This is a genomic window from Sphingobium salicis subsp. salicis, assembly GCF_049472635.1.
In the GTDB taxonomy this organism is placed as follows: domain Bacteria; phylum Pseudomonadota; class Alphaproteobacteria; order Sphingomonadales; family Sphingomonadaceae; genus Sphingobium; species Sphingobium yanoikuyae_A.
Genome location: NZ_JAYRCS010000001.1, coordinates 1,584,819 through 1,600,942 on the forward strand (window position 1 = coordinate 1,584,819; position 16,124 = coordinate 1,600,942).

Annotated in this window: 12 protein-coding genes and 3 pseudogenes; 7 read left to right on the top strand and 8 right to left on the bottom strand. The window is 61.2% G+C overall.

Going from position 1 to position 16,124, the window contains the following annotated elements; genetic code table 11:
• The first annotated feature begins 392 nt into the window (after window positions 1-392).
• On the top strand, window positions 393-1,916 hold the full coding sequence (istA, locus tag VHN57_RS07535) for an IS21 family transposase (protein WP_423283371.1): 1,524 nt from the start codon (window positions 393-395) through the stop codon (window positions 1,914-1,916).
• Window positions 1,906-2,712: an IS21-like element helper ATPase IstB gene (gene istB / locus VHN57_RS07540; RefSeq protein WP_069338825.1), complete on the top strand. Its 807-nt coding sequence runs from the start codon at window positions 1,906-1,908 to the stop codon at window positions 2,710-2,712. The genes istA and istB overlap by 11 nt, the downstream gene beginning before the upstream one ends.
• Before the next feature lie 229 nt (window positions 2,713-2,941).
• Here istB and VHN57_RS07545 read toward each other — a convergent pair whose 3' ends face one another.
• Complete coding sequence (locus VHN57_RS07545) at window positions 2,942-4,153, bottom strand: IS256 family transposase (RefSeq protein ID WP_099231114.1); 1,212 nt, start codon at window positions 4,151-4,153, stop codon at window positions 2,942-2,944.
• Between the two features lie 232 nt (window positions 4,154-4,385).
• On the opposite strand from VHN57_RS07545, the pseudogene VHN57_RS07550 reads away from it, so the two are divergent.
• Window positions 4,386-4,613: pseudogene (locus VHN57_RS07550) on the top strand (ISNCY family transposase); the annotation flags it as partial.
• A gap of 38 nt (window positions 4,614-4,651) precedes the next feature.
• On the opposite strand, the pseudogene VHN57_RS07555 reads toward VHN57_RS07550, so the two are convergent.
• The 6 genes and pseudogenes from VHN57_RS07555 to secA all read right to left on the bottom strand — a co-directional run.
• Window positions 4,652-5,101: pseudogene (locus VHN57_RS07555) on the bottom strand (integrase core domain-containing protein); the annotation flags it as partial.
• A 146-nt stretch (window positions 5,102-5,247) separates the two neighbouring features.
• Window positions 5,248-6,380 (bottom strand): IS3 family transposase gene (locus VHN57_RS07560; RefSeq protein ID WP_148564904.1). Its coding sequence is split into 2 segments (ribosomal slippage): window positions 5,248-6,119 and window positions 6,119-6,380, totalling 1,134 coding nucleotides; the frame shifts between segments, so codons are not numbered across the junction.
• Between the two features lie 87 nt (window positions 6,381-6,467).
• Window positions 6,468-6,820, bottom strand: a pseudogene (locus VHN57_RS07565) (transposase); the annotation flags it as partial.
• A 60-nt stretch (window positions 6,821-6,880) separates the two neighbouring features.
• On the bottom strand, window positions 6,881-7,627 hold the full coding sequence (locus VHN57_RS07570) for a phage integrase central domain-containing protein (RefSeq protein ID WP_287429804.1): 747 nt from the start codon (window positions 7,625-7,627) through the stop codon (window positions 6,881-6,883).
• Between the two features lie 230 nt (window positions 7,628-7,857).
• Complete coding sequence (locus VHN57_RS07575) at window positions 7,858-8,334, bottom strand: glycine zipper 2TM domain-containing protein (protein ID WP_278987356.1); 477 nt, start codon at window positions 8,332-8,334, stop codon at window positions 7,858-7,860.
• Between the two features lie 160 nt (window positions 8,335-8,494).
• Window positions 8,495-11,227 (bottom strand): preprotein translocase subunit SecA, encoded by a 2,733-nt coding sequence (gene secA / locus VHN57_RS07580; RefSeq protein WP_278987358.1) that lies wholly within the window; start codon window positions 11,225-11,227, stop codon window positions 8,495-8,497.
• 254 nt (window positions 11,228-11,481) lie between these two features.
• Here secA and VHN57_RS07585 point away from each other — a divergent pair, with 254 nt between their 5' ends.
• From VHN57_RS07585 to VHN57_RS07600, 4 genes are read left to right on the top strand one after another with little or no spacing between them, the layout of a single operon-like run.
• Entirely contained in the window at window positions 11,482-12,999 is a 1,518-nt protein-coding gene (locus VHN57_RS07585; protein ID WP_278987360.1) for a glycosyltransferase family 39 protein, read from the top strand.
• A 51-nt stretch (window positions 13,000-13,050) separates the two neighbouring features.
• Entirely contained in the window at window positions 13,051-14,277 is a 1,227-nt protein-coding gene (gene argJ / locus VHN57_RS07590) for a bifunctional glutamate N-acetyltransferase/amino-acid acetyltransferase ArgJ (RefSeq protein WP_278987361.1), read from the top strand.
• Window positions 14,278-14,289: 12 nt separating this feature from the next.
• Window positions 14,290-15,087, top strand: coding sequence for an inositol monophosphatase family protein (locus tag VHN57_RS07595; protein ID WP_069336035.1), 798 nt, complete (start codon window positions 14,290-14,292; stop codon window positions 15,085-15,087).
• 17 nt (window positions 15,088-15,104) lie between these two features.
• Window positions 15,105-15,716 (top strand): glutathione S-transferase family protein, encoded by a 612-nt coding sequence (locus VHN57_RS07600; protein WP_278987638.1) that lies wholly within the window; start codon window positions 15,105-15,107, stop codon window positions 15,714-15,716.
• Window positions 15,717-15,769: 53 nt separating this feature from the next.
• On the opposite strand, the gene trxA is transcribed toward VHN57_RS07600, so the two are convergent.
• On the bottom strand, window positions 15,770-16,117 hold the full coding sequence (gene trxA, locus VHN57_RS07605; RefSeq protein WP_257011054.1) for a thioredoxin TrxA: 348 nt from the start codon (window positions 16,115-16,117) through the stop codon (window positions 15,770-15,772).
• Window positions 16,118-16,124: the final 7 nt, after the last annotated feature.

Consider the following 16,124-nt stretch of genomic DNA (forward strand, 5'->3'; position numbering starts at 1 on the left):
TGTGTGGATGGCTCCACGCAGCCCCTGCTGTCCACGAGCGTGTGACATTTTTAAATGGCAGAGATTGTGACTTCTCTAAATGGCAGGAACATTATTTGTAGGAGCTAGTTCGAAACCGGACTCCTGCGCAACTTCGAAACTGGACTCTGGCTTCCCACCGCCCCGGACATCCAACCGGGCTTGAGGAGGTTTGAGAATGTCGAACGACGACCAATGCGAGCCTCTAAATGATGAGGAAACATACGAAAACAGTGCGATCCGAGCTTATCTCCGCCAGGAATGTTGATTTCCACTGAGAAGTGACCCGGGTAGGGCGTAAATTTCCACTAAGAATTGACCCATGTTGAACTCGTCCCTGGCTTTGGCAAGCGAGGGTATATGGAGTGTTGGACATGGCGTTATTGAGCGTTATCCGGCGCTGGCATTTTCGCGATCATCTACCGATCCGGGAGATAGCGCGGCGCACCGGACTATCACGCAACACGATCCGCAAATATTTGCGGTCCGAGACGATCGATCCGCGATTCAAGGTGCCTGATCGACCAAGCAAACTGGATCCATTTGCTGAGCATCTGGCGGCCTGGCTGCGGCGCGAGATGGGCCGATCGCGCAAGCAGAAGCGCACGATCAAGCAGTTTCACGCCGATCTGGTGAGCCTGGGTTATGAAGGATCCTACAACCGGGTTGCCGCTTTTGCTCGGGACTGGCGCGAAGATTATCGGCGCCAGCAACAGATTGGCGGGCGTGGGACATTCGTGCCCCTGTCGTTCGCGCCGGGGGAAGCTTTCCAGTTTGATTGGAGTGAGGACTGGGCAATCATTGCCGGGGTTCGGACCAAGCTGCAGGTCGCGCACTTCAAGCTCAGTTACAGCCGGGCATTCATCGTGCGCGCCTACCTTCTGCAAACCCATGAGATGCTGTTCGACGCCCATAATCACGCCTTCCGCGTGCTGGGCGGCGTGCCGCGCCGGGGTATCTATGACAATATGCGCACGGCCGTCGACAAGGTCGGGCGTGGCAAGGAACGCACCGTCAACGCACGCTTTCTGACGATGGTCAGCCACTATCTGTTCGAAGCCGAGTTCTGTAACCCGGCTGCGGGATGGGAAAAGGGGCAGGTCGAGAAGAATGTCCAGGATGCGCGGCACCGTCTGTGGCAACCCACGCCGCAGGCCGAGAGCCTTGATGCGCTGAACCTGTGGCTGGAGGAGCGCTGCAAGGCGTTATGGGAGGACATCTCTCACGGGATCGAACCCGGGTCGGTTGCCAATGCCTGGGCCGATGAATTTGAGTGTCTGATGGTTGCGGGCAGGCCCTTCGATGGTTTTGTGGAATATCGCAAACGGGTATCGCCGACCTGCCTCATCCACTTTGAGCGCAATCGCTACAGCGTACCGGCCTCTTTCGCCAATCGCACTGTCAGCCTGCGCGTCTATCCTGATCGCTTCCAGGTCGTCGCCGAGGGGCAGCCAATCTGCGCACATCAGCGCATCATCAACCGCTCTCACGACGGTCCAGGTCATACGGTTTATGACTGGCGCCATTATCTGGCGGTCGTGCAGCGCAAACCCGGCGCCCTGCGCAACGGAGCGCCCTTCCTTGAGCTACCCGATGCGTTCCAGCGTCTGCAGCGACATCTGTTGCGCAATCCCGGCGGCGACAGGGAAATGGTCGAAATACTGGCGCTGGTTCTTCATCATGATGAGCAACTGGTGCTGACGGCGGTCACCATGGCGCTGGAGGCTGGCGTTCCGACCAAGACCCATATCCTCAATCTGCTCTATAGGCTGGTCGACGGAAAACCGATCTCCACGCCGCCGGTGACGGCGCCCCAGGCGCTCAAACTGGTCAGCGAGCCGATGGCCAATGTCGAACGCTATGATGATCTGCGCAAGGAGAAGCGTCATGCGTCATGACCCTGCCAGCGGCGCCATCGTCGTCATGCTCCGCAGCCTCAAGATGCATGGCATGGCGCAGGCCGTCACCGATCTCATGGAACAGGGATCTCCAGCCTTCGAAGCCGCCATCCCGATCCTCTCCCAGTTGCTCAAAGCCGAGACAGCAGAACGGGAGGTTCGGTCTGTGGCCTATCAGCTCAAGATCGCGCGCTTCCCTGTCTATCGCGATCTGGCCGGCTTCGACTTTACCAGTAGCGAGGTCAATGAAGCTCTAGTGCGTCAGTTGCATCGCTGCGACTTCATCGACATCGCCGACAATATCGTGCTGGTCGGCGGTCCTGGCACCGGCAAGAGCCATGTGGCAACGGCGCTGGGCATCCAGGCCATCGAACATCATCGAAAGCGCGTCCGCTTCTTCTCGACGGTCGAACTGGTCAATGCGCTCGAGCAGGAAAAAGCACAGGGCAAGGCCGGTCAGATCGCCAATCGCCTCCTGCACTCCGATCTCGTTATCCTGGATGAGCTTGGATATCTGCCGTTCAGTGCTTCAGGTGGCGCGCTGCTCTTCCATCTGCTGAGCAAACTCTACGAGCGCACCAGCGTCATCATCACCACAAACCTGAGCTTCAGCGAATGGGCCACCGTGTTCGGCGACGCCAAAATGACCACGGCGCTTCTCGATCGGCTTACCCATCACTGCCACATCCTGGAGACCGGCAACGATAGCTTCCGCTTCAAAAACAGCTCTGCCAAGCAGGCCAGAACCCAAAGGAGAAAACCACGGGTTGACCCACCCATGACACCCGAAACATAATCCGCAGACGGGTCACTTCTCGATGGAAAACCCGGGTCACTTCTCAGTGGAAATCAACACCAGGAACTCAAAGCGTCCGATTTGATGGCATCGCTGGGTGTGTCACGATCGCACATGTTCGCACTCATCAAGCGGTTCCGGGAGTCTGGTCAGGAAGCACTGATCTCGAAAAAATAGGTCACGTCCGTCAATGTGGTGTAATTTCGGTGCTGGCCATCGGGCTGCATTTTCAGGCGGCCTTGGGTGTAATCTGTAGCGGCTGAACCTCCTCGGTTATGGGTGTGGCAAGGGCGGCCATGCCCTCGATCTGCATGTAGCGGTGCTGGAGCTGGTATTCATCGTTCTGCTCGAGCAGGACGGCACCGACGAGGCGGATGATGCTGTCCTCGTTCGGGAAGATGCCGACAACATCGGCGCGGCGCTTCACTTCCTTGTTCAGGCGTTCCAGCGGGTTGGTGCTGTGAAGCTTGACCCGGTGCTGCTCGGGGAAGGTCATGTAGGCGAGCACGTCGTGCTCGGCATCGTCCATGCAGGCGCCGAGCTTGGGCCATCTGGCGCGCAATTGATCGGCGACCTGACGCCAGACCTGAGTTGCGGCCGCATGATCGGGCTGGAGGAAGACTTGGCGGATCGCAGCAGCAACAACCGTGTTTTGGCCCTTGGGCACGTAGGCGAGCGCGTTCCTCATGAAGTGGACGCGGCAGCGCTGCCAGGTGGCGCTGAGCACGCGGGTGATCGCTGCCTTGAGGCCCTCGTGGGCATCGGAGATGACCAGCTTCACGCCGGTCAGGCCGCGGCGGGAGAGGTCCTTGAGGAAGCTCGACCAGAAGGGCTCGGCTTCGGAAGGGCCGATGTGCAGGCCGACGATCTCGCGCTTGCCCTCAGTGTTGACGGCGACGGCGATTATCGCGGCGACACTGACGATCCGTCCCCCCTCGCGCACCTTGAGGTAGGTGGCATCTAGCCAGAGGTAGGGCCAGTCACCGGCGAGCGGGCGCTTGAGGAAGGCATGGACGCGCTCGTCGATGTCTTTGCACAGCTTTGACACGGAGGACTTGGATATCCCGGTCATGCCCATCGCCTGCACCAGCTCATCGACGCGCCGGGTGCTGACCCCGGCAATCCACGCCTCCTGGATTACTGCGACCAGCGCCTTCTCAACAGTCTTGCGCGGCTCCAGGAAGCCGGGGAAGTAGGCGCCGGTCCGCAGCTTGGGGATCTTGAGGTTGAGCGTGCCGAGCCGGGTATCGAGACTGCGGTCGCGGTAGCCATTGCGCCAGGTCGTGCGTTCGCCCGATCGTTCATGGCGGCCAGCGCCGACCAGGCCGTCGACATCGGCCTCCATAATGATCTGCAATACGCTCTCGGCGATCGTACGCAGGAAATCTCCATCTCCGGTCTTCGCCATCAGTTCGGCAAGCGGTAGTCTGTCGTCGGTCATCGGGATCAACTCCTCGGTGGGCGTGTGAAGTGTGGTAACTCCACCTTACCGATGAGCCCGGTGGCCACCGAGTTCGAAATCGCATGGGGTTGGGCATGCCCAACCCCATGCGATCACCTCAATCTACACCGGAAATTACACCACGAGCGCGGACGCTAACAAAAAATACGGCAATAGGAACCGAGCGCGACCCGACGGCGAGAAAGAGCGCATTCTCGGAATTGTTCGGTCGCAATACGCGGACTTCGGTCCGACCCTAGCACACGAAAAGCTGGTCGAAGATCATGGCGAAAGGCTTTCGGTCGAGACGCTCCGTAAATGGATGAAGGCGGATGGCCTTTGGAAAGATCGTGCCGGTCGGAAGCCCAGGATCCATCAATCGAGAAAGCCCCGCCCCCGCCGTGGCGAACTCGTACAGGTCGACGGCTCTTATCATCGCTGGTTTGAAAAGCGTGGTCCTGAATTGATCTGCCCCCACCGAGTGGCCCGATTGGTTTGTTAGTGGATTAAGCCCATCGCCGCCATATCCGGACGGAGGTGGAGCGAAGCGGAACCGGAGGCCGGATATGGCGGTGTCGCCGTTTCCGGTGCCGGCGGTCGGTAGCCCAAGCTGCTGTGAGGGCGAACGGTGTTGTAATGCCGCCGCCATGCCTCGATCAGCACCTTGGCCTCAGCGAGGCTGTAGAAGATCTCGCCGTTGAGCAGTTCGTCGTGAAGCGACCCATTGAAGCTTTCGTTATAGCCATTCTCCCATGGTGATCCCGGCGTGATATAGAGCGTCTTCACGCCGATCTGCCCCGACCATTTCTGGACGGCGGTCGCGATAAACTCGCTACCATTATCGGATCGTATATGCGCTGGTGGCCCACGCGAGATGAACAGGTCAGCCAGCGCCGCCAGCACATCCTCGTGTTTGAGCTGCCGGGCAACGATGAGTGCCAGGCATTCCCAGAAGTGGCTCGGTTTGTCTGAACAGCCTTTGACGTTTGATAAGTGGATCGTCTGCGGTTTGGTTGTTCAAGCTGCTGCCTGCGGGGCGTCATGGAGGTCGGGCGTAGCCCGGCCGGAGTGACGCCCCGCAAGTCGCGGCCAATTCACGCTGCCACGGCCTGTGGCAGATTGTCAAAGTAGGTTTGATCGGGCGTACGTCCGCCGAGGCTCGAGTGAGGTCTCCGGGCGTTGTAGAAGCCCAGGTATCGGCCGATCGAACTGCGCGCTTCGCTGACGCATGCGTAGGCGTGCAGGTAGACTTCCTCGTACTTCACTGAGCGCCACAGCCGCTCGACCACGACATTGTCGCGCCAGGCGCCGCGGCCGTCCATGCTGATGGCAATCTTTTCTCGCATCAGCACACTGGTGAAGGCCTGGCTCGTGAATTGGCTGCCTTGGTCCGTATTGAAAATCTCCGGTTTGCCATAGCGCGCCAGGGCTTCCTCGAGCGCTTCCACGCAAAAGTCGGCCTCCAGCGTGATCGAGATCCGGTGGCTGAGAACCTTGCGGCTGAACCAGTCGACGATGGCGACGAGATAGACGAACCCCTTGGCCATGGGGATGTAGCTGATGTCTGTCGCCCAAACCTGATTGGGCCTCACGATCGGAAGCTTGCGCAGGAGATAGGGGTAGATCTTGTGTCCTGGTGCCGGCTTGGAAGTGCTGGGACGGCGATAGACCGCCTCGATCGCCATCTTCTTCATCAGGCTCGCGACATGGCAGCGGCCGATCGTGATGCCCTCCTGACGAAGAAAGTCGCGCATCATCCGGCTTCCTGCGAACGGGAACTCCAGATGCAACGCGTCGATGCGACGCATGATTGCGAGGTCTTCGGATGAAACCGGCCGCGGCAGATAATAGACACTGCCCCGGCTGATCCCCAGTTCCTTCGCCTGCCGCTTCACCGGCAAGGTGTGCGTTCGATCGATCATCGCTTTGCGCTCGGCAACAGACCTGCCTTGCCGAGCGCGCCTTCCAAAAAATCATTGGCCAGCGTCAGTTCGCCGATCTTGGCGTGAAGCGTCTTCACGTCGACGGCCGGTTCGTCCGACGCCTTCTCCGAGCCGAACACGCCCGCCGCCCCTTCGAGCAACTGCGTGCGCCACGTCGTGATCTGGTTGGGATGCAGATCATAGTCGTGCGCCAGCTCTGCCAGCGTCTTCTCGCCCTTGATCGCGGCAAGCGCCACCTTCGCCTTAAATGCCGGGCTGTGGTTGCGCCGGGGTCGTCTGCTCATTCTCTGCTCCTGTCTCGCAGCCTTCCTGGCTGCTCCGAGGCAGAAAATCCAATTATCTCAGTGTGCAGATTCTCCAGGCCACCTCTATATCCGTCGCTCGGACACCCGGATCGGCAAATCTCGTCGCAACTGATCGATGCAGCGCCGCCGCCGCGCGGGGCTCAGAAGTTTCCCTTGGCAGCTTCCTGCAAGATCAGCTTGTCCAACGTCAGATCCGAAATCGCCCGGCGTAGCCGCTGGTTCTCTTTCTCCAGATCCTTCATCCGCCTCGCCTGGTCGGTCTTCAGGCCACCATATTCCTTGCGCCAGCGATAGTATGTCTGCTCGCTGACTGCGATCCCGCGGCACGCCTCTGCTGTCGAGGCTCCCTGCGCCAGAACAATCTCAACTTCACGCAGCTTGCCGATAATTTCTTCCGGCTTGTGCTTCTTGCTCGGCATTCATCGTCCCTTTCGTGGTCCAGACTATCATAGTCTCTGGGCCACTCAGCGGCGGGCAGATCAATGCCCTCGCCAACGTGCGGGATTATCCCCCTCTCTAAACCCATTCACCTTGGCCCAATCCAACACAGATTCGATACGCCCCCTTAATCGAGACGCTGTTCCGGTCTTCGCTTCCCAAAATATTTTTCCGCTCCCCACCGACTGCAATAAAACGTCCTGAACCATCTTAGTGTCTATCGCGCGCACATCAGTGTTGCCAATGTATGGGAACGCATATGTAGTGAGAGTGCTAATCCATTGCTGTCGATGCTTAGAATTCTTCCACCCCACTTGCTGGGCAGATATATAGTTTGAAGCGCACTCTTTGAAGCTATGGGTGCTCGCTTGAGGTTCACAGTTAGAGATTGCCGGACCTTCCAGCAGTTCACCCTTTGCCTCGGTGGGCGACATGAGAATACCAGCGGCCCTGTAATGCAGCCGCAGCTTTCGGGCGACAACCCGAGCCTCGGCGAGCGAAAGGCCGTCTAGCTTGGCCATCTCATTGGAAACAGCGCTCGGCGGCAATTGATCAAGCCAGGCCTCGGCACTCCGCTTACCAAACTTTGATAAGTATCTACCGAGCCCGATATCCCGCCGCTTCTCTCCCACCTTAATGCGCAGAGCCCAAACCTTAGATTTCCCTTCTAGCCTGATATGCAAGCCTTCGCAGCGCTCACCGCCGACCATGACCCGTCGATTGCCTTGCTGGTTGGGTTTCAACGCTTCGACGGCACTCGCTGTCAGCGGCTTGATCTGCAAAGGCACAATTAATTCCCGACCAACATAAAATCCTAAATGCGCCCAGCCGTCAAGGCACCTCACAAGACGAATATGGCATTTAACTATCTGTATATTAGGGCATATTTTAAAATCATGGAACTTTTTGAAACCTCAAGAATGCGGACACCGCTTCCGCTATCACCATGCAAATCATGCAAAAAAAACGCCGCCGATCGAGAGACCAGCGGCGCCATCTTTCCGTTAACGATGATCGCTCATTCGCAATAGACGTTGCCGCGATCAATCTCGCGGCCCAGCGCGCCACCAACGCCCGCGCCCAGGATCGTGCTCAGCACGCCGGAATCGCCGTCACCCAGCGCATTGCCCAGCAGGCCGCCGACGGCGGCGCCCACGATCAGGCCAGTCGATCCATCATTGCGACGGCAATAATAGCGCCCATTACCACCACGATAGACCCGCGTGTTCCGGTCGATGCGATAGCGATCGCGCGACGAACCGGGGCGATAATGCTGGTCGGGGTAATATTTGCCGCCATGGGAGGCGGAATGGGACGGCTTGCCATGGGACGCGCCAGGGCCAGGTCGGCCATTATGGCCCGGCGGCTTGTTACCGGGACCGTTGCCATTATTGTGCGAAGGCTTGTTCTGCCCATGGCCGGGCGGATGTTGAGCAGTTGCCGCAATCGGGGCCGCGATCACAGCCAAGGCCAATACCATCGCAAATTTTCTCATGCCCTTCTCCTTCCGCCGGAACATCCGGTCCGCATCGCACAGGCGCAATGCGCAACGGCCTGTCAGCGCAAGAGTTCCCCATTTTCATTGCAGGACCAAAACAAAAAAAGGGCGCTGCCATCGGCAACGCCCTTCCCTGTTTCTCGCCTGTGGTCGCGCCTTAGCTCAGCGCACCATGGCAATGCTTGTATTTCTGACCCGAACCGCAGGGGCAAAGCGCGTTGCGGCTGATGTCGAGATTGGTGAACTCGCCCGGCGCGACATTGTCCACCGGCGCGCGCGGAATGGTGGTGGTGATCCCCGCCAGCTGGCTGCCATCGATATCCGCGCTGTTATCCTCGCCCGAGAAGGGGTCGATATGGGTGGTGATGAAGTCCGGCAGCACCGGCAGGTCGAACTGCGGCTGCGGCGCTTCCATGCGGAACTGCACCCGCGCGATCGAGCTGGTCACGTCCTCGCGGATATTTTCCAGCATGCGCTCGAACAGGGCGAAGGCTTCCTGCTTATATTCGTTGATCGGCGTCTTCTGCGCATAAGCGCGCAGATGCACCACTTGGCGCAGCGCGTCGAGCGTCGAGAGATGCTCCTTCCAGTGATGGTCGAGGCTCTGGAGCATGATGCTCTTCTCAATCATGTGCCAGTCGGCCGCCTCAACTTCCTGCGTCTTCTCGGCAATGGCCGCGTCGGCCAGACCGGCAAGCCGTTCCTCGATCATTTCCGGATCGACGGCATCTTCAGCCAGCCAAGCGTCGAAATCGGGCTCCAGACCCAGCACTTCGGCGGTGCGCAGCTTCAGCCGCTCCATATCCCATTGTTCGGGATAGGTGCCCGGCGGGCAGGATGCGCCGACCAGGTCGTTGACCGTCTCATGGCGCATGTCGGTGACGACATCGTCCACCGTTTCGGCGTCCATGATGTCGCTGCGCTGCTCGTAGATCACCTTGCGCTGGTCGTTCATGACATCGTCATATTCGACGACCTGCTTGCGGATGTCGTAGTTGCGGGCCTCGACCTTGCGCTGGGCGGTCTCGATCGCCTTGCTCAGCCACTTGGACGGGGGCAGCGCCTCGCCATCTTCCAGGTTGGAACGGATCATCTTGGCGAACATCGTGTCCGGCCCGAAGATGCGCATCAGGTCATCGTCGAGGCTGAGGTAGAAGCGCGACAGGCCGGGATCGCCCTGACGGCCCGAACGGCCGCGCAGCTGATTGTCGATACGACGGCTTTCGTGCCGCTCGGTCGCCAGCACGAACAGGCCGCCGGCGGCTAGCACTTCCTGCTTCTCCGCTTCGATCTCGACCTCGATACGGGCGATCGCCGCCTCGCGCTCGGGGCCTTCCGGCATATCACGCAGCTCATCCTCGACCCGCATCTCCAGATTGCCGCCCAGCTTGATGTCGGTGCCGCGGCCAGCCATGTTGGTGGCGATCGTCACCGCGCCCTTGCGGCCTGCCTGGGCAACGATATGGGCTTCGCTCTCGTGGAAGCGCGCGTTCAGGACCGCATGCTTGACGCCTTCCTGATTGAGGAATTCCGACAGCATTTCCGACTTTTCGATCGACACGGTGCCGACCAGCACCGGTTGACCCTTTTCAGCATGTTCCTTGATGGTGCGCGCGATGCCCCGGAACTTGTCTTCCAGATTCTTGTAGAACGTGTCTTCCTCGTCGACGCGCTGCACCGGACGGTTGGTCGGGATGGTGACCACGTTCATCTTGTAGATTTCGTAGAATTCGGTCGCTTCGGTCGAAGCGGTGCCGGTCATGCCCGAAATCTTGGGGTACATGCGGAAATAATTCTGGAAGGTGATCGACGCCAGCGTCTGGTTTTCCGGCTCGATCTGGACGCCTTCCTTGGCTTCCACTGCCTGGTGCAGGCCATCCGACCAGCGGCGACCGTCCATCATGCGACCGGTGAATTCGTCGATGATGACGACCTTGCCGTCCTTGACGATATAGTCGATGTCGCGGCGGAACATCACCACCGCGCGCAGCGCCTGGTTGACGTGATGGACGACCTGGGTGTTTTCGAAATCGTAGAGATTATTGCCCTGAAGCAGGCCGGCGGCCTCCAGCAGGCGCTCGATCTTCTCGGTGCCGTCTTCGGTCAGCGTGATCGTGCGCTGCTTCTCGTCCTTCTCATAATCCTCCTCGATCAGCTGCTTCACGATCGCGTCGACCGCGACATACAGCTCCGACTTGTCGTCGGTCGGACCGGAAATGATCAGCGGCGTGCGCGCCTCGTCGATCAGGATCGAATCGACTTCGTCGACGATCGCATGGTTGAAAGGGCGCTGGACCATCGCACCGCGATCGAACTTCATGTTATCGCGCAGATAATCGAAGCCGAGTTCGTTGTTGGTCGCATAGGTGATGTCGGCATTATAGGCCTCGCGGCGCTGGTCTTCCGACAGGTTGGGCACGATCACACCGGTGGTGAGGCCCAGGAAGCGATAGACCTGACCCATCCATTCGCAGTCACGGCTGGCCAGATAGTCGTTCACGGTGACGACATGGACGCCCTTGCCTTCAAGCGCGTTCAGATAGGTGGCGAGCGTCGCCACCAGCGTCTTGCCTTCGCCGGTGCGCATTTCGGCGATTTCGCCGCGATGCAGGACGATGCCGCCGATCATCTGGACGTCGAAGTGACGCATGCCCAGCACGCGGACCGACGCTTCGCGGACGGTCGCAAAAGCTTCGGGCAGAAGGCCGTCCAGCGTTTCGCCATTGGCCAGGCGCTCACGGAAGCGCGCCGTCTGGCTCACCAGTTCATCATCGCTCATCGCCTGGATCGTCGGTTCGAAGGCGGCGATCTGGTCGATGACCTTGCCCAGCGATTTCACATAACGTTCGTTGGACGATCCGAAGATAGACTTGGCGAGTGCGCCGAACATGCAAATTCCTGACAATGAGGGGGCCATGGGTCCAACGGACACATGGGCAGATATGCGCCGCGATTTAGGCACGGCACAGCCGATAGTCAATCAATGCGACGGACTGTCGCACGGCTGTAACGGCTTTGCCCGATGCGGTTTTGCCATAGCCGCGCCGTCCTGCCGTCGTGCAGGCGCGACGCGCCGCCGAAAATATTTTGCGTTTGGGCGCACGCCGCCGCAAGAGCGCCACGACAACAAGGGTCGCAAACAGGGTGTATCGTTCCATTTCCATGGCGCCGTCGCGCCGATTGCGCCTGCCTCTGGCGGCGCTGCTGGTCAGCGCATTGACCGGCTGGTTCCTGATCGCCGCGATTGCCGCACCCTTCGATCATGACGAAAGCCAATATGTCGCAGGCGCCTATTTCAGCGGCCATGCGGTCATGTTTCGCGACTTTCTCTATCTTCAGCCGCCGCTGCACGCCTGGGTGCTGGCACCGCTGAGCCTATTGGCATCGGGCCATATGGTACTGGCGATGCGCCTTGCCACCGCCGTCATGGCACTCGCGACGCTTGCGCTCATCTGGGCGGCCCAGCGTGCGGCAGGCATATCCCGCTCCAGCGCTACCCTGGCCATGCTACTGATGGCAGCAACAGCCGCGTTCCAGTTCAGCGGCTCCGTTGTCCGCAACGATATGCTGGCGACCCTGCTGGCCTCCGCCGCAATGCTGCTGACCTTGCTTGGCCTGCGCCATCGCTCGGACCGCCACTGGCTTGGAGCCGGCCTGCTGTACGGCCTTGCCATCGCGACAAAGCTCAATTTCGCCCCGCTCGGCGCGACCGTCGGCCTGTTCGTCATTGCCAGCGGCGGCCGGCACGCTATTCGCGCCGCCCTGTTCCTGGCACTCGGCGCGCTGCTGGGCATGGCGCCCATGGCCATCGCCTGGATATCGGGGCCGGACGGCTTTCTGTACGGCATCCTGACCTATGGCATGACCGCGCCCCACGCCTGGTATGCCGCCAACGGCGCCGCGCAGGAGCTGGCGACGGCGGAAAAGCTGCGCGACCTTCTCAAATATCTCTGGAAGGGGCCGGCGCTTGTCGCCTTGCTGCTGCTCATCGCCAACTGGATCGCGACCCGTGGCCGCACGCGCTCATCCGGGCGTCGGCTGGCGATCTGGATGAGTGGCGGCGCGCTGATCGGGGCCGCGCTGCCGACCCCTACGCAATTGCAATATCTGATGCCGCTGTTGCCGCCGCTCGCCCTTGCCCTCGGCTATCTGCTCGACGATGCCCGTCACTGGCGGCCGCTGCGGCGCAAGGCGATGCTGGCGCTGCTCTGCCTGGCAGCGATCCCCGGTCTCATTCCCTCGATCCGGGATCTGGTAACGGCCGCCCGTGCCGGATCGCCGCTGCTGGCCGTGCAGGCCAATGCCGATTGGCTGGGCATGACGGTGCGCGCCGCGGGCGGCGCCGATATCCTCACCCTCTCCCCGCATCTCGCAATCGACAGCGGCCTGGCGCTCGATCCGCGCCTTGCAACCGGCCCGTTCGTCTATCGCACCGGCTGGACGCTCCGCCCCGAGCAGGCGCGCCGGCTCCATGCGCTGACGCCTGCCACCCTGCCAGGCCTGGATCGCGCCATGCCGGCGGCGATCCTTACCGGCTATGAACATGGCACACGGAAATTGCCGCTGCGGCCCGACGACAGCCTGGAAAATTATGCCCGTGGCCATGGCTATCGCATGGTCCCGATGCCCGATGGCGTCGGGCGCCTCTATCTGCGGGACTAGCGCCCGATCGAGCCATTGACGCAAAGGGGGATTTCGCTCATGCCGCGCCCCATGACCGACCGTTCCCCCCTTGCCCCCGCCACCTTTCCCGCCCTGCCCGCCATTGCCGGCGTGACGTTGCGTGTCGCCAAGGCGCGATACAAGAATTGGGACCGGTGCGACCTTACCTATGTCGAGCTGGACGCAGGCACGGCGGTCGCCGGCGTGACGACGCAGAGCAAATGCCCCTCGCCCGAGGTCGAATGGTGCCGGGACGCCATCCCGATGGGCCAGGCCCGTGCCGTCGTCGTCAATGCCGGCAACGCCAACGCCTTCACCGGCCATCGCGGCCGCGCCGCCGTGGAGGCTATCGCCGCCAAGGTCGCCAATCACCTGTCGTGCCAGCCGTCGGACATCTTCGTCTCCTCGACCGGCGTGATCGGCGTGCCGCTGCCGATCGACAAGGCCGAGGCGGGCCTGGAAGCGGCCTTCGTCGCCGCGCCCTGCGGTTGGGAGGATGCGGCCAAGACCATTGGCACGACCGACACCTACGCCAAGGGCGCCCATGTCTCGGCGATGATCGGCGACACACGCGTCGATCTGGTCGGCATCATCAAGGGATCTGGCATGATCGCGCCCGACATGGCGACGATGCTGGGCTATATCTTTACCGACGCCGCGATCGATCCGGCGCTGCTGCAGCAGATGCTGTCGGCTGCCAACAAGCGGACCTTCTCCTGTATCACCGTCGACAGCGACACCTCGACCAGCGACACGGTGCTAGCCTTCGCCACCGGTAAGGCCGGCAATGCCCCGCTCGCGTCGATGGAAGATGCCGGCGCCGACGCCTTCGCCGCCGCGCTCTCCGACCTCTGCCGCCAACTCGCCCATCTGGTCGTGCGCGACGGCGAAGGCGCCAGCAAGTTCATCGAAATCACGGTCGAGGGCGCCGAAAGCGACGCCAGCGCCCATCGCATTGCCCTCTCCATCGCCAATTCGCCGCTGGTGAAGACCGCGATCGCCGGCGAGGACGCCAATTGGGGGCGCGTCGTCATGGCCGTCGGCAAGGCCGGCGAACCGGCCGAGCGCGACAAGCTCGCCATCCGCTTCGGCGCGACCCAGGTGGCGGCCGGCGGCCTAGCGCTCGACGGCTATGACGAGGCACCGGTGGCGGCGCATCTCAAGGGGCAGGACATCGTCATCGGCGTCGATATCGGCCTGGGCGAAGGCCGCGCCACGGTGTGGACCTGCGACCTGACCCACGGCTATATCTCGATCAACGCGGACTATCGCAGCTAAGGGGGCCGGCGCATGATGGTGGAACTGCATGATCCCGTCGTCGCGCTGATGCGGCAGGTGGGGCGCGACATCGTCATGCCCCGCTACCAGAATCTGGCGGCGGAAGAGATTAGCGAGAAGGCGGCGAACGACTTCGTCACCATCGCCGACAAGGAAAGCGAAATCCGGCTGGCCGAAGGGCTGACCTCGATCCTGCCCGAAGCCGGGGTCATCGGCGAAGAGGCCTGCGCAGCCGACCCGTCGATCCTCGACCGCGCCGGCGACGGCCTCAACTGGATTATCGATCCGATCGATGGCACGGGCAATTTCGCGTCGGGCAAACCGCCCTTCGGCATCATGATCGCGCTGGCCGACAATGGCGCCACTTTGGCCGGCTGGATCCTCGATCCGCTGACCGGGCGGTTGTGCCATGCGACCCTGGGCGGCGGCAGCCATGTCGACGGCGAACGGATCATGGCGAAGGAAAGTAGCGGCGACCTGCCGATTGCTGCCATTTCCACCATCTTCATGGAGGCGGAGGAACGGGCCGAAATGGAGCGCAAGTCGCAGGCCATTTTCACCATGGTGGACATTCCCCGCTGCGCCGCCGAGCAATATCCCCGGCTGGTGCTGGGCCAGAATGACGTGTCGATCTTCGCGCGCGTGCTGCCCTGGGACCATGCGGCCGGCACCCTGTTCGTCAATGAGGCAGGGGGCTGCTGCCAGCGGCTCGACGGCAGCGCCTATCGGGTCGGTGAACAGCGTCGGGGCCTGATGGGCGCGTCCTCGCCGCGCCTGTGGGATCTGGCGGCCAAGACCTATTACGCCTGACCGAAGGAAGACCGAACATGCTGACGATCTGGGGCCGCCTCAATTCGCATAATGTGAAGAAGGTCGCCTGGTTCGCGCAGGAAATCGGCCTGCCCTTCGTCCGCCATGATGTCGGCATGGAACATGGCATGTCCGACGCCTATCTGGCGATGAACCCCAATCGCCTGATCCCGACGATCGAGGATGGCGATGTCATACTGTGGGAGTCCAACGCGATCCTGCGCTATCTCGCCCATCGTTATGCGCCGGACGAGATGTATCCCACCGACCCAGCGCCGCGGGCGCAGGGCGACAAATGGATGGACTGGCAGTTCAGCTTTGCCGACGCCCAGCGCGACGCCTTCATCCAGTTGGTGCGACGCCAAGATGGACAGCGAAATTTACAGGTCGTCGAGCAATCGGCGCAGGCGTCCGGCGCGGCGATGACGATCCTCGACCGGGCGCTGGCGGATCAAGAATGGCTTTCGGGTGTCAATTTCGGTGTCGCGGATGTGCCGATGGGCGTCTACGCCCATACCTATTTCACGCTCGACATGCCGCGGCCCGACCTGCCGCATCTGCGCGCCTGGTATGATCGGCTGCGCGAAAAGCCGGCCTATGCCGAACTGGTAATGATCTCGCTCAGCTAATAAAAAGGGGACGGCAGCCGGGCTGCCGTCCCCTTTTTAGATTTACCAGCGACTTAGAGGACGCTTTCGATCCAGCCCTTGAGCGCGCTCTTGGGCGCGGCGCCGACCTTGGTCGCGGCGACTTCGCCATTCTTGAACAGGATCATCGTCGGGATGCCCCGCACGCCATACTGGCCCGGCGCATCGGGATTTTCGTCGATATTGATCTTGGCGATCGTGACCTTGTCGGCCAGCTCCTCGCTAATCTCTTCCAGAGCCGGGCCGATCATCTTGCACGGGCCGCACCATTCCGCCCAGAAGTCGACAAGCACGGGCTTGTCGGCGTCGATCACGTCCTGCTTGAAGCTGACATCGGTAACTGCCTTGGTGGCCATAACTGCAAACTCCTTAAGTTGGTCAATATCTAGG

Excerpts from the sequence above, each read along its gene's own strand:
- istA (WP_423283371.1), top strand. The coding sequence starts at position 393 with ATGGCGTTATTGAGCGTTATCCGGCGCTGGCATTTTCGCGATCATCTA.
- istB (WP_069338825.1), top strand. The coding sequence starts at position 1,906 with ATGCGTCATGACCCTGCCAGCGGCGCCATCGTCGTCATGCTCCGCAGC.
- VHN57_RS07545 (WP_099231114.1), bottom strand. The coding sequence starts at position 4,153 with ATGACCGACGACAGACTACCGCTTGCCGAACTGATGGCGAAGACCGGA.
- VHN57_RS07575 (WP_278987356.1), bottom strand. The coding sequence starts at position 8,334 with ATGAGAAAATTTGCGATGGTATTGGCCTTGGCTGTGATCGCGGCCCCG.
- secA (WP_278987358.1), bottom strand. The coding sequence starts at position 11,227 with ATGTTCGGCGCACTCGCCAAGTCTATCTTCGGATCGTCCAACGAACGT.
- argJ (WP_278987361.1), top strand. The coding sequence starts at position 13,051 with ATGACCGACCGTTCCCCCCTTGCCCCCGCCACCTTTCCCGCCCTGCCC.
- VHN57_RS07595 (WP_069336035.1), top strand. The coding sequence starts at position 14,290 with ATGATGGTGGAACTGCATGATCCCGTCGTCGCGCTGATGCGGCAGGTG.
- VHN57_RS07600 (WP_278987638.1), top strand. The coding sequence starts at position 15,105 with ATGCTGACGATCTGGGGCCGCCTCAATTCGCATAATGTGAAGAAGGTC.